The 15183-nt window shown below is 61.3% G+C and carries 16 protein-coding genes and 4 pseudogenes; 8 read left to right on the plus strand and 12 right to left on the minus strand.

Translation table 11 applies throughout. The features are described 5' to 3' along the window. Positions 1-959 precede the first annotated feature (959 nt). From QNJ43_RS14250 to QNJ43_RS14265, 4 genes are all read right to left on the minus strand, one after another. Complete coding sequence (locus QNJ43_RS14250; protein WP_300471021.1) at positions 960-1262, minus strand: hypothetical protein; 303 nt, start codon at positions 1260-1262, stop codon at positions 960-962. Beyond that, positions 1234-1395: a hypothetical protein gene (locus QNJ43_RS14255; RefSeq protein ID WP_300471023.1), complete on the minus strand. Its 162-nt coding sequence runs from the start codon at positions 1393-1395 to the stop codon at positions 1234-1236. Before QNJ43_RS14255 ends, QNJ43_RS14250 begins: the two co-directional genes overlap by 29 nt. 3 nt (positions 1396-1398) lie before the next feature. Beyond that, entirely contained in the window at positions 1399-2391 is a 993-nt protein-coding gene (gene meaB / locus QNJ43_RS14260; protein WP_300471026.1) for a methylmalonyl Co-A mutase-associated GTPase MeaB, read from the minus strand. 315 nt (positions 2392-2706) lie between these two features. Further along, entirely contained in the window at positions 2707-2874 is a 168-nt protein-coding gene (locus tag QNJ43_RS14265) for a hypothetical protein (protein WP_300471028.1), read from the minus strand. A 9-nt stretch (positions 2875-2883) separates the two neighbouring features. Here QNJ43_RS14265 and QNJ43_RS14270 point away from each other — a divergent pair, with 9 nt between their 5' ends. After that, on the plus strand, positions 2884-3087 hold the full coding sequence (locus QNJ43_RS14270; RefSeq protein ID WP_300471030.1) for an EF-hand domain-containing protein: 204 nt from the start codon (positions 2884-2886) through the stop codon (positions 3085-3087). 505 nt (positions 3088-3592) lie between these two features. On the opposite strand, the gene QNJ43_RS14275 is transcribed toward QNJ43_RS14270, so the two are convergent. Then, positions 3593-4114 carry a DUF1131 domain-containing protein gene (locus QNJ43_RS14275; protein ID WP_300471032.1) on the minus strand — a complete coding sequence of 174 codons (522 nt, stop codon included), beginning with the start codon at positions 4112-4114 and terminating at the stop codon, positions 3593-3595. A 123-nt stretch (positions 4115-4237) separates the two neighbouring features. Then, positions 4238-5798: pseudogene (locus QNJ43_RS14280) on the minus strand (helicase HerA-like domain-containing protein). 303 nt (positions 5799-6101) lie between these two features. On the opposite strand from QNJ43_RS14280, the gene QNJ43_RS14285 reads away from it, so the two are divergent. Both QNJ43_RS14285 and QNJ43_RS14290 read left to right on the plus strand, forming a co-directional pair. After that, entirely contained in the window at positions 6102-6464 is a 363-nt protein-coding gene (locus QNJ43_RS14285) for a DUF2267 domain-containing protein (RefSeq protein WP_300471035.1), read from the plus strand. A 232-nt stretch (positions 6465-6696) separates the two neighbouring features. After that, entirely contained in the window at positions 6697-6867 is a 171-nt protein-coding gene (locus QNJ43_RS14290; RefSeq protein WP_300471037.1) for a hypothetical protein, read from the plus strand. Positions 6868-7266: 399 nt separating this feature from the next. Here the strand turns inward: QNJ43_RS14290 and parA are convergent, their stop codons facing one another. Together parA and QNJ43_RS14300 are read right to left on the minus strand one after the other, a co-directional pair. Further along, a complete protein-coding gene (gene parA / locus QNJ43_RS14295; RefSeq protein WP_300471040.1) occupies positions 7267-7923 on the minus strand; it encodes a ParA family partition ATPase in 657 nt (218 codons plus the stop codon). A gap of 172 nt (positions 7924-8095) precedes the next feature. Further along, positions 8096-8758 carry a response regulator gene (locus QNJ43_RS14300; RefSeq protein ID WP_300471042.1) on the minus strand — a complete coding sequence of 221 codons (663 nt, stop codon included), beginning with the start codon at positions 8756-8758 and terminating at the stop codon, positions 8096-8098. A gap of 170 nt (positions 8759-8928) precedes the next feature. Between QNJ43_RS14300 and QNJ43_RS14305 the strand changes: the two genes are divergently transcribed. Continuing rightward, positions 8929-9327, plus strand: coding sequence for a hypothetical protein (locus QNJ43_RS14305; RefSeq protein ID WP_300471045.1), 399 nt, complete (start codon positions 8929-8931; stop codon positions 9325-9327). A gap of 260 nt (positions 9328-9587) precedes the next feature. Here QNJ43_RS14305 and QNJ43_RS14310 read toward each other — a convergent pair. Both QNJ43_RS14310 and QNJ43_RS14315 read right to left on the minus strand, forming a co-directional pair. Further along, positions 9588-10244: pseudogene (locus QNJ43_RS14310) on the minus strand (haloacid dehalogenase type II). A gap of 203 nt (positions 10245-10447) precedes the next feature. After that, entirely contained in the window at positions 10448-10573 is a 126-nt protein-coding gene (locus tag QNJ43_RS14315) for a hypothetical protein (RefSeq protein WP_300471047.1), read from the minus strand. A gap of 364 nt (positions 10574-10937) precedes the next feature. Here QNJ43_RS14315 and QNJ43_RS14320 point away from each other — a divergent pair, with 364 nt between their 5' ends. Beyond that, positions 10938-11795, plus strand: a complete 858-nt coding sequence (locus QNJ43_RS14320) for a branched-chain amino acid aminotransferase (protein ID WP_300471049.1) — start codon at positions 10938-10940, stop codon at positions 11793-11795. A 296-nt stretch (positions 11796-12091) separates the two neighbouring features. Here the strand turns inward: QNJ43_RS14320 and QNJ43_RS14325 are convergent, their stop codons facing one another. Next, complete coding sequence (locus QNJ43_RS14325; protein WP_300471052.1) at positions 12092-12694, minus strand: YbfB/YjiJ family MFS transporter; 603 nt, start codon at positions 12692-12694, stop codon at positions 12092-12094. 148 nt (positions 12695-12842) lie between these two features. Next, a pseudogene (locus QNJ43_RS14330) lies at positions 12843-13235 on the minus strand (YbfB/YjiJ family MFS transporter); the annotation flags it as partial. Between the two features lie 108 nt (positions 13236-13343). Between QNJ43_RS14330 and QNJ43_RS14335 the strand changes: the two are divergent. The 3 genes and pseudogenes from QNJ43_RS14335 (at position 13344) to QNJ43_RS14345 (ending at position 15168) form a co-directional block, all read left to right on the plus strand. Continuing rightward, a complete protein-coding gene (locus QNJ43_RS14335; protein ID WP_300471054.1) occupies positions 13344-13571 on the plus strand; it encodes a hypothetical protein in 228 nt (75 codons plus the stop codon). 48 nt (positions 13572-13619) lie between these two features. Continuing rightward, positions 13620-14241: pseudogene (locus QNJ43_RS14340) on the plus strand (DUF6159 family protein). A gap of 324 nt (positions 14242-14565) precedes the next feature. Beyond that, positions 14566-15168, plus strand: a complete 603-nt coding sequence (locus QNJ43_RS14345) for a superoxide dismutase (protein WP_300471057.1) — start codon at positions 14566-14568, stop codon at positions 15166-15168. Positions 15169-15183 lie beyond the last annotated feature (15 nt).

Raw genomic sequence — 15183 nt, forward strand, 5'->3', positions numbered from 1 at the left:
AGTTTTTCTTATTTATAATTGTATTAATTTATCTATTATGTTTACCATTCGTCTGGAATTTTTTTGTTCTTAATTCTAGCGACCTCATCAATCGGTATCCAAATTCATACCCTGTTGGGAATATTATTTAATTCAATAGGTTTTTATTATATTATAATTAAATATATTAATAAAATAAAGGAAGAAGATTTTGATTATATAATTTATTATTTTATTTTTTCGATAGGAAGCTCTGTTAGCCCTTTTCTATCAGCGATTGCACTGATGATGGGCTCTGATTATTTGGTAGAAACAAATGAACTTAAGAGTTTTTATATATTAATATTTAATGGAATATTGGATGTTATAAATTATGAGATATTCAAGACATATAGATTTTAAGAGTGTCGTGAATCCAATCGGGCGATTTTTGCTCGATCTGCTAACATACTACGCTCTCATTTTAGGCGCAGTTGGATTTATTATTCTCAGACTGGGTGATGGTGTTCCGACTGTAGAAATTTTTGATACTTCAATCGGAAAGAAAATATTTCAAAATGGAGCATTTAGATCGATATTTCTTATGTATCATTCTTCATTTATTCTAATATTTCTAATTTTGTCTGGGCTTGTATTAGTTGAATTTATGTATTTTATCATGTGGATCGCCCGGTGTATTACGTCGTTGCTAGCCGTGAGTAAAGGATCGGATTCGGGATACCGTCATGATGACGGGCACGTTCTGCTTCGCAATTTCGGGCGCTTGTCAGCTTCTGATGTCGCTTGTCCCAGATTGAGCCTTAGTGCACGTGCTGAGTGTTTAGTCCGTCCAACCGTATCGACACTGTTTCCACCGCCGCACGTACTGCGTCCACAAGGGCGTCGAACGCGGGGCCTTCGCTTTCGTCGATCGGCGGAATGTGCAGGAAACTTGCGGTGTACCCGGCCGCAAGGCTCGCCCAGAGCGTTGCATTGCACAGTTAGTCCCCGGCATCGCGCGAGGTGCGTACAGGCACGCCCGTCCTGCGGATGGCCTCGATCAGGGTGCCCGCGGGAAGCGTTGCGGGCCGGTTGCGCGGACCATTCTGCTCCAGGCTTGTGCGTGTGAAGCAGAACCCTTCCGCATCCGCCAGATGTGTCGCCGTACGGTTGAGCGCGCGCGTTTCTACCGAGACCATCCGTCGGCGCGGGGCGACCCCGAGACGCAGGGTTGCGACCGGTCCATGCAGGCCGTAAAGCCGCGGCAGCTCGTCTTCAAGCATCTCCCATGTGACGGGAAGCACGTGAAAGGCGCTCGTCCAGTCGGCGGGCAATGACGGAGGGCTTGCGCGTAGCCGCTCGGATCAACGCGGCGCTGGGATTTTTCTCCACGCCGGGAAACGATCCGAACCCCGTGACCAGAACGGTGCGCGTCATCGCTCAGATCCCCATTGCCTCGGCGATCCGGCCCACGGCGGCGGAGGCGGCGAGATGGCCGTCGCGCACGTCGCGCTCAAGGTCGGGCAGGATGTTGGCGACCTTCGGATTGGTCTTCATCGCCTCCATCAGCCGCGTCTCCAGCATCGCCCACAGCCAGGCGACCTGCTGGTGGGCGCGGGTGGAGGCGAATTCGTCGCTCTGCGTCGTCAGCCTGCGGTGTCGCTCGATCTCGGACCACAACTCCGAAAGCCCCTCGTTGGCGAGCCCGGAAATGGTGACGACCGGCGGCGCCCAGACGGAAGAGCGCGGTGCCAGGATATGCAATGCGGCGCGATATTCGCTCGCCGCCGCCTTGGCCCGGTCCGCGCCGTCTCCGTCGGCCTTGTTGACGGCGATCATGTCGGCGAGTTCCAGAACACCCTTCTTGATGCCCTGCAACTCGTCGCCGGCCCCCGGCAGCATCAGCACGAGAAAGAAATCGACCATCTGCGCGACCGTCGTCTCCGATTGGCCGATGCCCACCGTCTCCACCAGAATGACGTCGAAGCCTGCCGCCTCGCACAGCAGCATCGTCTCCCGCGTCTTGGCCGCCACGCCGCCGAGCGTGCCGGAAGACGGCGAGGGCCGGATGAAGGCGTTGCGGTCGACGGTCAGTCGCGCCATGCGCGTCTTGTCACTGAGGATCGAGCCGCCGGTCACGGAGGAGGAGGGATCGACCGCAAGCACCGCCACCTTGCGCCCGACCTCCGTCAGGTTGGAGCCGAGCGTGTCGATCGTCGTGGACTTGCCCACCCCCGGCACTCCGGTAATGCCTATGCGGTGCGCCTTGCCCGTTTCCGGCAAAATGGCCTGCAGCAGCGCTTCGGCCTGCTTGCGATGGGCGGGCTTCTTCGATTCCACGAGCGTGATCGCCCGGGCGAGCTTGGCCCGGTTTCCGGCCATCAGGCCGTCGGCAAGATCTTTGATGCGTGCGTCGTCGGATTGGCCGGTCATGGTTCTTGCGTAGCGCAAAGCCGAGATGGCGTCACGTCATCGCGTGACAAACGCGGCAGGCCGGTTGCGGCATTTTCAATGCCCGTGTCCCGACAACCCCTACGTTACGCTTTCAGGGGGGCGTTCGAACGGGAAAGGACACTCTCATGAAAGCGCATATCTGGATGTTCCTTTCGGGTGCCATGGTTCTCGCGGTGCAGGCGCAACCCTGGGGCTATGGGCAGGGGTATGGTCCGGGTTGGGGTCCGTGCAACGGCCCCGGTCCCGGTATGGTCCGGGCTACGGGCAGGGCTTCGGCCAAGGTTATGGGCCGGGTTACGGCCGCGATCCCAGCATGATGCGCCGGTTCTCCGTCATCGATGAAAACGGCGATGGCGTGATCGTTGCCGACGAGGCGGCCGCCAACGCCGAAAAGGTCTTCGCCACGATGGATGCGGACGGCGACGGCAGCGTCACCAAGAGCGAATACATGGCGGTGCGCATGGGGCTCAGATGGGCTGGAACCAGGCGCGTCAGAACGCCCGGCAGGCTGCCAAGGCCGACCGTTTCGCCGTCATGGACGAGGATGGCGACGGCAAGGTCTCCAAGGCCGATTTCCTCAATGCGGCCAAGGCCCGCGTTGAAAAGGCGGATACGGACAAGGACGGCAAGGTCAGCCCCTCGGATTTCCGCGCAATGCGGTCGTCCATCCGCTAGAGGCTGTTGAACCGAAGCCGATGTCTTTTCGTTCGGGCCGGTTTGCCGGGCCGGAGACCGTCCCTGCGGCCTGATCGCAGGGATCGAGGCAACGCCGGACGGGGCCCCTCTCGCAGTTCGAGCGAGGGGGGCGTCGTCATTGAGGGCGTGGAAGACTTCTCCGCCAAAACGTCATCCTGAGGGTTCGGAGCGTAAATGGTATCGGGTTATTTCAGCTACGATTCTCTCGTCATTGCCGGCTCCGACCGGTAATCCATGCCGATAGATCACGGCATGGATCCCGGCTCGGAGGCCGGGATGACGAGTGGAGAGTATTGCGGGCAACCCGATACAGTTTTGGGACCGGACACGGAGGAGGTCTGAGGGACCATCTCGAAGGATGGGTCCCACGGCCGAAACTGGCGCTCTCCGAAACGTCCTATTCGTTCGGCGCGTGCCAGACGATGCGCTGGATCGTGGCCTTTTCGAGCAGCTCGCGTGGCGGCAGCTTGTCGAAGGGGCCGTCCTACTGCGTCACCGCATAGACGAGATCGACATTCGGCGCCCCGCGCGCTGGGCAGATCGCCAGGTTGCGGCCGACGCGGCACTGGCTTACCGCCGTGCCCTCCTGATCGAACCGCATGCCCAGCCGTTCGCCGTTCGGGCCCTCGATATTCGGCGAGACCCCGTGAACCACGCCGATCTTGCCGTCCTTGCCCTTCAGAACCTGCAGCACCTGGAATCCGTCGTGGAAGACGCCGGTCGTCCACAAGGTGCAGTCTTCGGTGGCCATCTGGATGGGCTGGGTGGTGAAGCCGGGCAGGGCGGCCTCGATGATCTTGGTCGAATAGCGCGTCGATGCGTCGAGCGGGCCGATATACGTCGCGGTGATCTTGAGGAGCGCCGGAATATCGCTCGTCTCGGGCTCCGGCGACGTATCGCCGAAGGATGCGATGTTCGACGGAACGGCGCATCCGGTGAGAAGCGGCGCAGCGGCGAGGAGGACGAGGGAGAGGGCGAGGCGGGGGGGAGAGCTGCAACGTGTCATGCGGAGGGCTTTTACACCGGAATTCGGGTAACGGAAACGTCGGAAGGGGCGGGGCGTCGTGTGGATGCGGGAAAGGTCTGGATAACGGCGTTTTGCCGGGTTCCGAAAGGCGGCGGCGGCCGGTCAGCCGCCGCGCTTCAGCGAGCCGAGGAGCCCGCGCGCCAGCGCGCGCCCGAGCGAGGAGGAGAGTGAGCGTACCACCGCCTTGATCGCCGTCTCGGCAATGCCCTGGCATTGCGAGTGCCGTTTGGCGGTGCGTTTGCGGGCCGTCGTTGCGGCCGAAATCAAGGACGGTAAAGCCGGTGCGAGTCCGATTGATCCGGCGTCCCTTCTCCTGTGCCCTGTCCTCCTTCTCGCGCGCGTGCTCCTCGTTCACGGTTTGCTCGAATGCCCGGCCCTGCAGGATTTCGTAGGCCGTTTCACGGTCGCGCATGCGGTCGTAGATGCCGAAGAGCAGACTTGCCTGAATGGTGGTGCGCAGTTCGGCTTGCGTGAGCGGCCCGAGCCTAGAGGCGGGCGGGCGGATCAGCGTGCGTTCCACCATGGAGGGCACGCCTTTGCCGGACAGGGTGGAGATCAACGCCTCGCCGATGCCCAGTTCGCAAATGACCGTGGCGGTGTCGAGCGCCGGGTTCGGACGGAAGGTTTCCGCCGCCGTCGTGACCGCCTTGCGCTCGCGAGGCGTATAGGCGCGCAGCGCGTGCTGAATGCGGTTGCCGAGCTGGGAAAGCACGCTTTCGGGAATGTCGAGCGGGTTCTGCGTCACGAAGTAGATGCCCACGCCCTTGGAGCGGATCAGCCGGACGATCTGTTCCACCTTCTCCAGAAGCGCGTCCGGGGCTTCATCGAAAAGCAGATGCGCCTCGTCGAAGAAGACGACGGGCCGCGACTTTTCCGGATCACCCACCTCGGGAAGTTCCTCGAAAAGCTTCGACAGCAGCCACAACAGGAACGCGGCATAAAGCCGGGGCGAGCCCATCAGCTTTTCCGCCGCCAGAACGTTGACGACGCCGCGCCCATCACCTGTAGTGCGCAGAAGATCGCGGATATCGAGCGCGGGTTCGCCGAAGAACGCCTCGCCGCCTTCGCGCTCAAGCACCAGCAACCGGCGCTGGATCGCGCCCACGGATGCGGTGGAGACGTTGCCGTAGACGAGCGAAAATTCCTTTGCCCGCTTGCCGACCTCCGTCAGGATCGCGCGCAGGTCCTTCAGATCGAGCAGCAGCAGGCCTTCGTCGTCGGCCAGCTCGAAGGCGATGTTGAGTACGCCTTCCTGCGTCGGATTGAGATCCATCAGCCGGGAGAGCATCAGCGGGCCCATCTCGGTGACGGTGGTGCGCACGCAATGCTCGCGCTCGCCGAAGAGATCCCAGAACACGGTCGGGAAGTTGCGGTAGCCGAAATCGGCGAACCCGATCGTCGCCGCGCGCGCCTCCAGTGCCTCGCGTGTCGTGCCCTCGGCGGTGATGCCGGACAGGTCGCCCTTGATGTCGGCGCAGAAGATCGGCACCCCGGCATCGGAAAACCCTTCCGCCAGGATCTGCAACGTTACCGTCTTGCCTGTGCCGGTCGCGCCCGCGATCAATCCGTGGCGATTGGCGAGCTTGAGGTCGATGAACTGGGGCTGCGCATCCGTCTCGGATGAGAGTGAGGCGCTCAGGAAGATCGAGCCGTCCTTGTGCATCCTTGAAACATCTTCCGCTTGCCCGCTGCCCAGCTGTCGGAAGTCGACAGATCCGCCTCAGCAGAATCACCTGCCCGTCATGTTTACCATGGTTACGGAGCGGCAAGGGTTTTGCCAGACAGTCGGTGGAATTTTGCGCTTTTTTCGTCGGTTTCGCATGGGTGACACGATTGTCTGCGCCACCTTTCCATCGTAGGTGACCTTATGTCAGTTGCACATGATGTTAGGATCATGTCACATGGCGGCGAGGTGCGGGGGAATGCGTCTCGCCGCTCGTCATACTTGCGCGTTTTGGAGGAGCCAATGGAAGAACTGATCAACCGCATCTGTGCCAAGGCAGGCATCAGCAAAGATACGGCCCGCGAGGCCGTCGGCATCATCTTGCGCTTCCTGCACAAGGACGGGCCGACGGAAAAGGTGGATCAGGTGATCGACGCCATGCCCGACGCCCGCGCGCTTCTCGAGGGCGTCGAAGGTGGCAGGAGGGGCGGCCTTCTCGGCGATCTCGCCGCCATGACCGGCATGGGCGCGCTGAACGAACTGACCCAGGCCGGGCTCTCCATGGGCGAAGTGCAGACGGTGACCAAGGAAGTCGTCGCTTATGCCAAGGATAAGGTGGTCGAGGACATCATCGACGCCATTCCCGGCCTCTCCCAGGCGGTCTGACGAGTTTCATGTTTTGATGCCGGAAAAATCCGGCATCAGGATGTTTTTCATACACAAAACAATCAATAAATACAGGCCTGCAGGCGGAGTTCTACTTACCTGCAGGTCTCTTTTTATTTCATTTCCGTGAGATTCGATCACATTTTTGTTGTCGATAATCTTGCTTTAATGATCTGAGCGGATGTTGCCCCTGACGCAGCGACACATGTCGTGTGTGTCGTCAGGATCAACCATGGTCGCGCCCCTGAGCACATCACTGACTGTTTCCCTGTCCAACACCCTGTCCAAGGGTGGGGATCCGGAAGAGGCGGTCCGCAAGGAACAGGCCCGCATTCAGGCGGAAATCCAGTCCGTGCGCGCCGAGCAGCAATGCGCGACCTGTGAAGGGGACAAGGAATACTAGATCTCAGCTCTTAAGACGCGGCTGCGCCAGGTCAGCTCCAGCGTACGTGTCGAACCCATTTTCCCCACCGCGCAAACCAACGAGGCAGCCCGGACCGGGGCCGCGGCGGAAGAGGAAAGTCCCACCGTCCTGATCGATCCCGAAACGGCAGTGAGAGCGGTCCGCTCGCTGAACCCTCATTTCGAGACGCCTCCCGGTCCGCCGACCGGGGCTCCCCCGGAGCCGCTGCAGGGCCCGCCGCCGTCGGATGAACTTGCCGAAAGTCTCTCCGCCGATGACGACGAGTCTTCGGGTGATGCGAGTCCGTGGAAACTCTCACCGAAGCGCTGGCCTATACGAGCTCGACGTCGGGACAGGCAATCCAGCCGGGGACGTTGCTCGACCTGTCAGCCTAAGCCGTCAGGCCGCCTGCTTCCTACGCAACATCTTCTTCACTTCGTCGGCAAGTGCGGCGATCTCTTCCGCCGCTTTGCTGGACGGAGCACTTTCCGTCACCGTCAGCCCATCGCTCATGGAGGCGGCGAACGCCACGCGATTGACGAGCCGCGTCTTGGCGGTCATCGGCGAGAATTTGGACAGCGCCTCGATCATTTCTCCTGTCAGCGCGGCGCGCGGCGGCACGCGGTTCAGCACCAGCATCGCGGGCACGTTTTCGCCTGTCGCCATGTTGAGGGTCTGGGCGCTTGCCCACACGTCGACGGGGGAGGGCTGAACCGGAATGGCGACCAGATCCGCCGCCTCGATCGCCGGGCGCGCCTCGCGGTCGGATTTGGGCGGAGTGTCGATGATGACGTAGTCATAGTCGCGCGCCAGCGAACGCGCTTCCCGCCTGGCGCCCCAGCTGCTTGCGGTGCGGAAAATGAGCCCCGTGCCGTCTTCGCCCAGCGTCTCTTCGCGCGCCTCCAGCCATTCGCCGAGGCTTCCTTGCGGATCCACGTCGAGCAGCGCCACGCGGATACCGCGCCGTGTTGTCAGAGCGACGGCCAGGTGCGTCGTCAATGTCGTCTTGCTGGAACCGCCCTTCTGCTGGGTGATGGTGATGATCCTGCCTGTCATGGTGGTTATCTCTCCTGCCGGAGTGCGGAGGTGTCCTCGCAGGACGTTTCTACCGCTGCGTTAACCCTGACATCTTCTGCGGTGCAGCGAAAGCCCCTTGCGCAACGTCAAGGGTCGAATTCGTGCCGAGGGGACTGAAAATACGGCGGAAATTCGGAGAAGGAGAGGGAGATCAGGCGAGCGCGTGGCGGACCCCGGCCCGCGAGTCGAGCCGATAGCCGGCAATGATTTGTGCGCCGCGCACCAACAGGACATCGATATCCGCGTCCTGGGAGGAGGTGTGATGGAGCGTTTCCAGCGCTTCCCGCGAAACCGGTCCCTCTTCGGTGAAAAGCTGGAAATTGTCGCCGTCGCGGCGGTCCTCACCATCATAGTCCGACATCACCCGTCGCCGCCGATCCGGCCCGCAATAGCCCGATGGCAGACGGATATAGACGCGCGGGCGCTCCAGAAGGCGCTTCAGTTCGCCGCGCAGATGAACGCGGTGCACCAGCTTCGGCATTACGCTGTCGGAACCCGCATTCATCGCCTGGCGCATCATCGCGGGCTCGCTCTTTGTGCTCATCAGGATCAGCGGGACGCATCGGCTGTGCTGGGTGGCATCGCATTGGATTTGGTGGGGGAGCTTCAGCGCGGCAGCCTTCGGCAAATCGCTGTCGACCAGTACCGCATCGACCGCGTTCTTGCGCAGCCAGAGATGGGCCGCATCCGCCTCGTCGATCGTCGTGGTCGCCCCGACCCCGATCCCGTGCAACATCTGCTCCAGCAGCGCAGAAAAACTGCGGCTTTCTGCAATGACCAGAACGGAGGGAGCGTGACCCGGCGAATGAGGCATGGTGGAAATACTCTAGTTATTTTCCCCAGGGGTAATATGGACGGTTTAAGGACCCGTTTGTCATCGGGGGGGAACGAAAACTTCTTCAACCCCATGCCTGCCATGACCGGCGAAAGATGGTATTGGTCGGGCGACAGGCACAGCCATTGCCGGACAAAGCGGGAGCTGACATGCGGCACGAAGCGCAGGAAGAAACGGTCGAAACGAAGCGCGGCGGACATTCGCGGAGCACGCGGATGCGGCGTTGGACATGGTCGCTCGCGGCGGCCGGTGTCCTGTCTCTGGGCCTTGCCGGGTGTTACGGCACCTCCACCTATTACGACCACCGCACCGGCCAGGTGTTCGATGCCACCGGCACCGATCTCGATTGCTCCGTAGTCGAGAAGTCGAGCGCGCCCGGCATCTACTGGCGCGGCCTTGCGGGCGGACGGATCTTCCTCGGGCCGCACGAGACCCGCAACATCGCCCGCGAGGCGTGTTTCAAGAGCGAGATGCAGTGCCAGTACTGGTTGACCCATATGAGCGCCGCCCTGACCCACATGACGACGGGCGAATGCACACGCCGATAGGCGGTACCGGGGCTGTCGTCGGATAGAAGCGAGGGGGGGCAATTCCGGGTGGACTACTGGGTGCCGGTAGCGATCCGGTAGGCCCCGCCACACACACTCTCTCGTGCCTTTCACTCTCCATCGTCATTGCCCGGCTTCGTCCGAGCAATCCAGCAGACAGCGGCATCTGCGGAGAGTGCTGGATTCCCCGGGGGATGATGGCAGACAATCTGGGGCCCCTCTGACTGTCATCCCCGTGCCCAAGCTGCACCCGGTTCCGTCTATTCCAGCGCGGCCAGTTCGTTGAGGTCCTGCAGCACGGCGTTGGGCGGCATGTCGTGATATTCCTCCGGCATGTTGGCGCGGTTGATCCAGACCGTGCGGAAGCCGAAGGCAGTGGCGCCGGCGATATCCCAGCGGTTCGATGACTGGAACTAAACCGCCTCCGGGTAGATGCGGAAGTGGTTCGTCACCATCTCGTAGGCCCGCTCGTCCGTCTTGTAGACGCGCAAGAGATCGACGGAGAACACCTCGTCGAGCCCGGCAGCCGTCACCGCGCCCGCCAGCATCTGCGGCGAGTCGTTCGACAGGATGGCGAGCTTGGCGCCCGACATCCTTCAACTGCTTGAGAACCTGCGGCACTTCCGGATAGCAATCGAGCTGGTGATAGGCCTCCAGCAGCTGCGCACGCATGGAAGGATCGGTCGTCGGGATCGCCTCGAAGGCGAAACCGAGCGCCTGCTCGGTCAGGTTCCAGAAATCCTGGTAGCGGCCCATCATCGAGCGCACCCACGAATATTTCGAGCTGTTTGGCCCGCCACAGCGTCGAGAGCTGCGTTGCATCGGGGCCGACCGACCGCCTCCGCGTGCTTGCGCACCGCCGCATGGACGCCGAACAGGGTGCCGTAAGCGTCGAAGACGTAGGCCGAATGGGGCATGGGTCGAACTCCTTGACGATCGCACCTCGAGAAGACCGCGTGGCGCGGCAGGCGTCAAGGTCATCACACGCGCTACGGCAGGATCATCCGTCCGTTCTCGTCCAGCGGGAAGCCGGGATTGTAGACGATCTCCAGAAGATGCACGCTGCCGGGGATGCGCACATAGGAGGAATAGCTGCCCCAGAAGACGTGTTGCGGCGTCTTTATCGGCTCCGCCCCCGCGCCAGCGCCTCGACGAAGACCTCGTCCACCTCCGCCTCGCTGTGCCCGTTCCAGGCAATGGAGACGGGAGCAAAAGGCCCGTTATTGGGTCTGGCAACATCCCCCAAGTCCGGCGTCTTCCGCCAGCGCGTCGCGGCCGAAAAGCGCCCATGCCACCGAATCGCATTGGTAGAAAGCGACCTGATCGCTGTCGAAGGTTGCGCGGTGCCACCCAAGTGCTTCCTCGAAGAAGGTTCTTGCCGTCGGGGGTCGGTTACACCCAGGGTTATGAGGATAATACGCTGTCCCATTGCCGATCTCCTGTGCAAGGTCAGAAATTTCGTATTATCGATCGGTAGATTAGAACATAAATAGAACATAAATGCAAATGGGGATTATTATTTCTCATATTGAAGAAAATCGCCGCAAGCCTTGATCCTCGGTCGGCATCGGCGTTTGATCTGCGCTTCCGAGACATAAAAGGACAAACTTATGACGGAACCGTCGCAAACGTGGAGCTGGATCGATGGCACTTGGGCGGACGGTAATCCCCTCATCGCCGGCCCCAACACGCACGCCATGTGGATGGGCTCGAGCGTATTTGACGGTGCTCGCTATTTCGAAGGCGTGATGCCCGACCTGGAGCTGCATGCCGAGCGCGTGAACGCATCGGCGCTGACCATGGGGCTGAAGCCGACCATGTTGGTGGGCGAGATCTGCGACCTCGCATGGGAAGGCGTGAAGAAATTTGAGTCGGGCACGGCCGTTTACATCAAGCCGATGTACTGGTCGGAAGGCAACGGCATCGGCTTGATCTCGCCGGATGCGGAGACGACGCGTTTCTGCCTGAACCTGTTCGCGGCGCCGATGGCTTCGGCGGATGCGACGTTCTCGGTCACGCTGTCGCCCTATCGCCGTCCGACCGCGGAGATCGCGCCGGTCAACGCCAAGGCGGGATGTCTCTATCCCAATAACGCCCGCGCCATCCGCGAGGCCACGGCCCGCGGCTTCGACAATGCGCTCGTGCGTGACACGCTCGGCAACATCGCGGAACTGACCAGCGCCAACATCTTCATGGTCAAGGACGGATCGGTTCACACGCCCTATGCCAACGGCACGTTCCTGAACGGCATCACGCGCCAGCGCATCATCAAGCTGCTGCGCGGAGCCGGGGTCGATGTCTATGAGCGCAACCTCGTGATGGACGACTTCCTGGATGCCGACGAAATCTTCTCCACCGGCAACTATTCCAAGGTGATGCCGGTCGGCCGCATCGAGAGCCGCGAATTGCATCCCGGCCCGGTGGCCAAGCGCGCCCGCGAGCTCTACTGGGACTTCGCCCACGCCTGAGCCCGACTATCGGAGGTCGGGCCGCGAGCCCGAACACGAATATCGGCGTCCACGTTTGCGCACGGGCGCCGAAATCATTTCTGCCCCACGTTGGAGAGGGGGCGCCTGTTACGGTGGTCCGGCCCATCCTTCGAGACGGCGCTTCGCACCTCCTCAGAATGACTTTATCACATTGATATTACGAAGATAATAAGACTCGCGCACAACGTCATCGTGAGGAGGGCCAACAGGCCCGTCTCGAAGGATGAGCCATCCGACGCTCTCAACGTTGCGACCCACATCCGTCCTGAAACGCCCTAGAGCTCTCCCGAGCGCGCCGGAACCAGCGTAAGCGCTGCTGCGGCGACGAGCGTGACCGCCGCCCCGAGCAAGGGCAGCAGGAAGCTGCCTGTCGCATCGAAGGCGAAGCCCGCCACGCTCGGGTCGATCATCTGACCAAGACCGAAAGCCGCCATCATCAGCGCCACCGCCGCATGGGCATTGCCGCGCGAGAGAATGCGCGCCTGCATCAACCCGACCGCGGTGATGGAGATGAATGTGCCGCCCACCATCATCGCCGCGAGCACGACCACGACGCCGGAATTCGAAACCACCGACAGCGTCACCCCCAGCGCCTCCACCAGGCAGGTGATCGCGTAGACCTGCGCATTGCCGATCCTCCGCGCGATTGCGGTCCAGAAGGCGATCGACGGCATGCCCGCAAGCCCGACGGCGACCCAGATCGCAGTCTCGTAGGGGCTGAGCGTCGGCGACATGCGTGCCATCGTGGAAATGAAGGTGGTGGTGATGACATAGCCGAAGCCGAACAGGCCATAGCTGACATAGAGCGCGATCAACCGCCGATTCACCGGCTCTCGGTGCCGGTTGCGGGAGGCGGGCGGCTCCTTGGTCTTCTCCACTAGTCACGCGCAGACGACAAGCGCGAGCGCGGAGACGAGCCCGCTCGCATACCACAGCATGCGCCAATCTGCGCCGAACGAGGCAAGCGCTGACACCGGCAAAATGCAGGCCCACCAACCCCGGCCGCCCCGCCGTCGTGATCTGGTCCAGCACCAGTGCGGAGGCGAAGACCAGCACATAGGCGCTGGCAATGCCGCTCAAGAACCGGATCACCATGAACGCGAGAACGCTGTCGACCAGCCCCATCGCCGCCGTGGTGGCGGCCGAAAGAGCCAGCGCCGACAGGAAGATCGTGCGCCTGTCGCCCGGCAACATTGCTGTCAGCCGTCCGGAGGCCGCGGCCAGCGCGCCGACCATGTAGGCGAGGACGTTGGCAGACGCGATCAGCCCGCTGTCGGCCGGCGTGATCCGCGCATCCTGAACCATGAACGACAGGATCGGCGTATAGACGAAACGCCCGATCCCCATGGCGGCGACGAGCGAAAAAAGTCCGCCGAAAGCGACGGGCAATACGGAGGAGGGGACTGCGACCTGCGACATTCTGACATGTTAGCATGTCATGTCATGCGCCCGCGCCAAGCGCTTGTTTGACGGGGGCGGGCGAGGCCTCTCATTCCGCTACGTCTTCACCCAAACTTAGGGACTCGCATGCTTCGCTTGCCTGAGCAGACGGACGTGCAGGCGGGCGTGCGAGAGGCGCAAGAGACGATCGACAAGTTCAACATGGCGGTGACGCTGAGCGGGGCATGCTGGCGGGTGCTTATGCTCGACAAGGAAATGCTGCTCTTTCCGCTCATGTCACTCGTGGCGCTGGGGCTTGTCATGGCGGGCATCTTCGTTCCCGCGTTTGCTGGCGGCGATCTCGCCCAATTCTAGCAGGCGCTTGCCGCCGAGCCGGACATCTACCAGAACCCGCGGCTCGTGGTGTTGCTCTTCCTGCTCTATTTCCTGAGCTACTTCGTCATCACCTTCTTCAATGCCGGGCTGCTCGCCTGCGCCATGATCCGCCTATCGGGCGACGACCCGATGGTCGCCGACGGCATTCGTGCTTCCTCCCGCATGCTGCCGCAGATTTTCGCCTGGGCGCTGTTTTCCGCCTCCATCGGTATGCTGCTGAACTTCATTGCCAGCCGCTTCAAGGGGCTGGGGCGACTGTTCGTCGGACTTCTGGGGGCGGCGTGGTCGATCGCGGTCTATTTCGTCGTGCCGGTGCTTGTGGTGGAGGGCGTTGGCCCGTTCCGTCTCCATGATCCGCAAGACCTGGGGCGAGGCGCTGCTTGCCAATGTGGGGCTGAGCTTGCTTTCCACCGTGGCGAGCTGGATGACCTTTCCCTTCATTTTCTGGGCCGTCTTCAACTTCAAGACCGCGCCCGCGCTGTCGATTTTCGTCTTCGCCTGCATCGGGGCCCGGTTCTTCATCACCGGGCTGATCGTTTCCATCTTGAACGCGATCCTGAAGGCGGCGCTCTACGTCTATGCCTACGAGGGGCGGGTGCCGGAAAATTTTGACGCAGATATCTTCCGCAACGCCTTCCGCGAGGAATAGGCGTTTTCCGGAGCATCCCGCCTAAGGCACGAAAAAAATCTGTGTTTTCCGGCATCCTGGATGGAACCTCAGGCGGCAATCTTTCATTATCAAAATGAACGGACGGGTGCGCGCGCCATTGTCGCGACCGGCACATTTACTTATGTTGCCAGTCACCGGCGGTACGCGGTTCGGCGCCCGCGCTGCAATTCTGATCGAGACGCAATCCCGAACGACGGACTACGCTCGAAGCATTCAACCGGCCTGACCGGGGCCCGGTCCTCAATCGAGGGGGCCGTGCGCCGGGAGAGGCCCATGTCTTCATCCATCGAAAGGAGGACCCAGATGGCGTTCGAACTTCCCGACCTGCACTATGCCTACGATGCGCTCGCACCCTACATGTCTGCCGAGACGCTGGAATACCACCACGACAAGCATCACCAAGCCTATGTCACCAACGGCAACAACCTGCTGAAGGACTCGGGTCTTGAGGGCAAGTCGCTCGAGGACGTGATCAAGGAGAGCTTCGGCAAGATTCCGGGCCTCTTCAACAACGCCGCCCAGCACTACAACCACGTCCATTTCTGGAAGTGGATGAAGCCGAATGGCGGCGGCAAGTCCATCCCGGGTGCGCTCTCGGTCAAGATCGACAGCGATCTGGGCGGCTACGACAAGTTCAAGGTCGACTTCTGCAACGCAGGTGCCACGCAGTTCGGCTCCGGCTGGGCCTGGCTGGTTCTCAATGCTGAGGGTAAGCTGGAAGTCACCAAGACGCCGAACGGCGAGAACCCGCTGGTCCACGGCGGCACGCCGCTCCTCGGCGTCGACGTGTGGGAGCACTCCTACTACATCGACTACCGCAACGCGCGCCCGAAATACCTGGAAGCCTTCATCGACAATCTCATCAATTGGGAATATGTCGAGGAGCTGTACGAAGCGGCCAAATAAGCCGTTTCGACGAAT

Source organism: Breoghania sp. (assembly GCF_030066895.1).
Lineage (GTDB): Bacteria > Pseudomonadota > Alphaproteobacteria > Rhizobiales > Stappiaceae > Breoghania.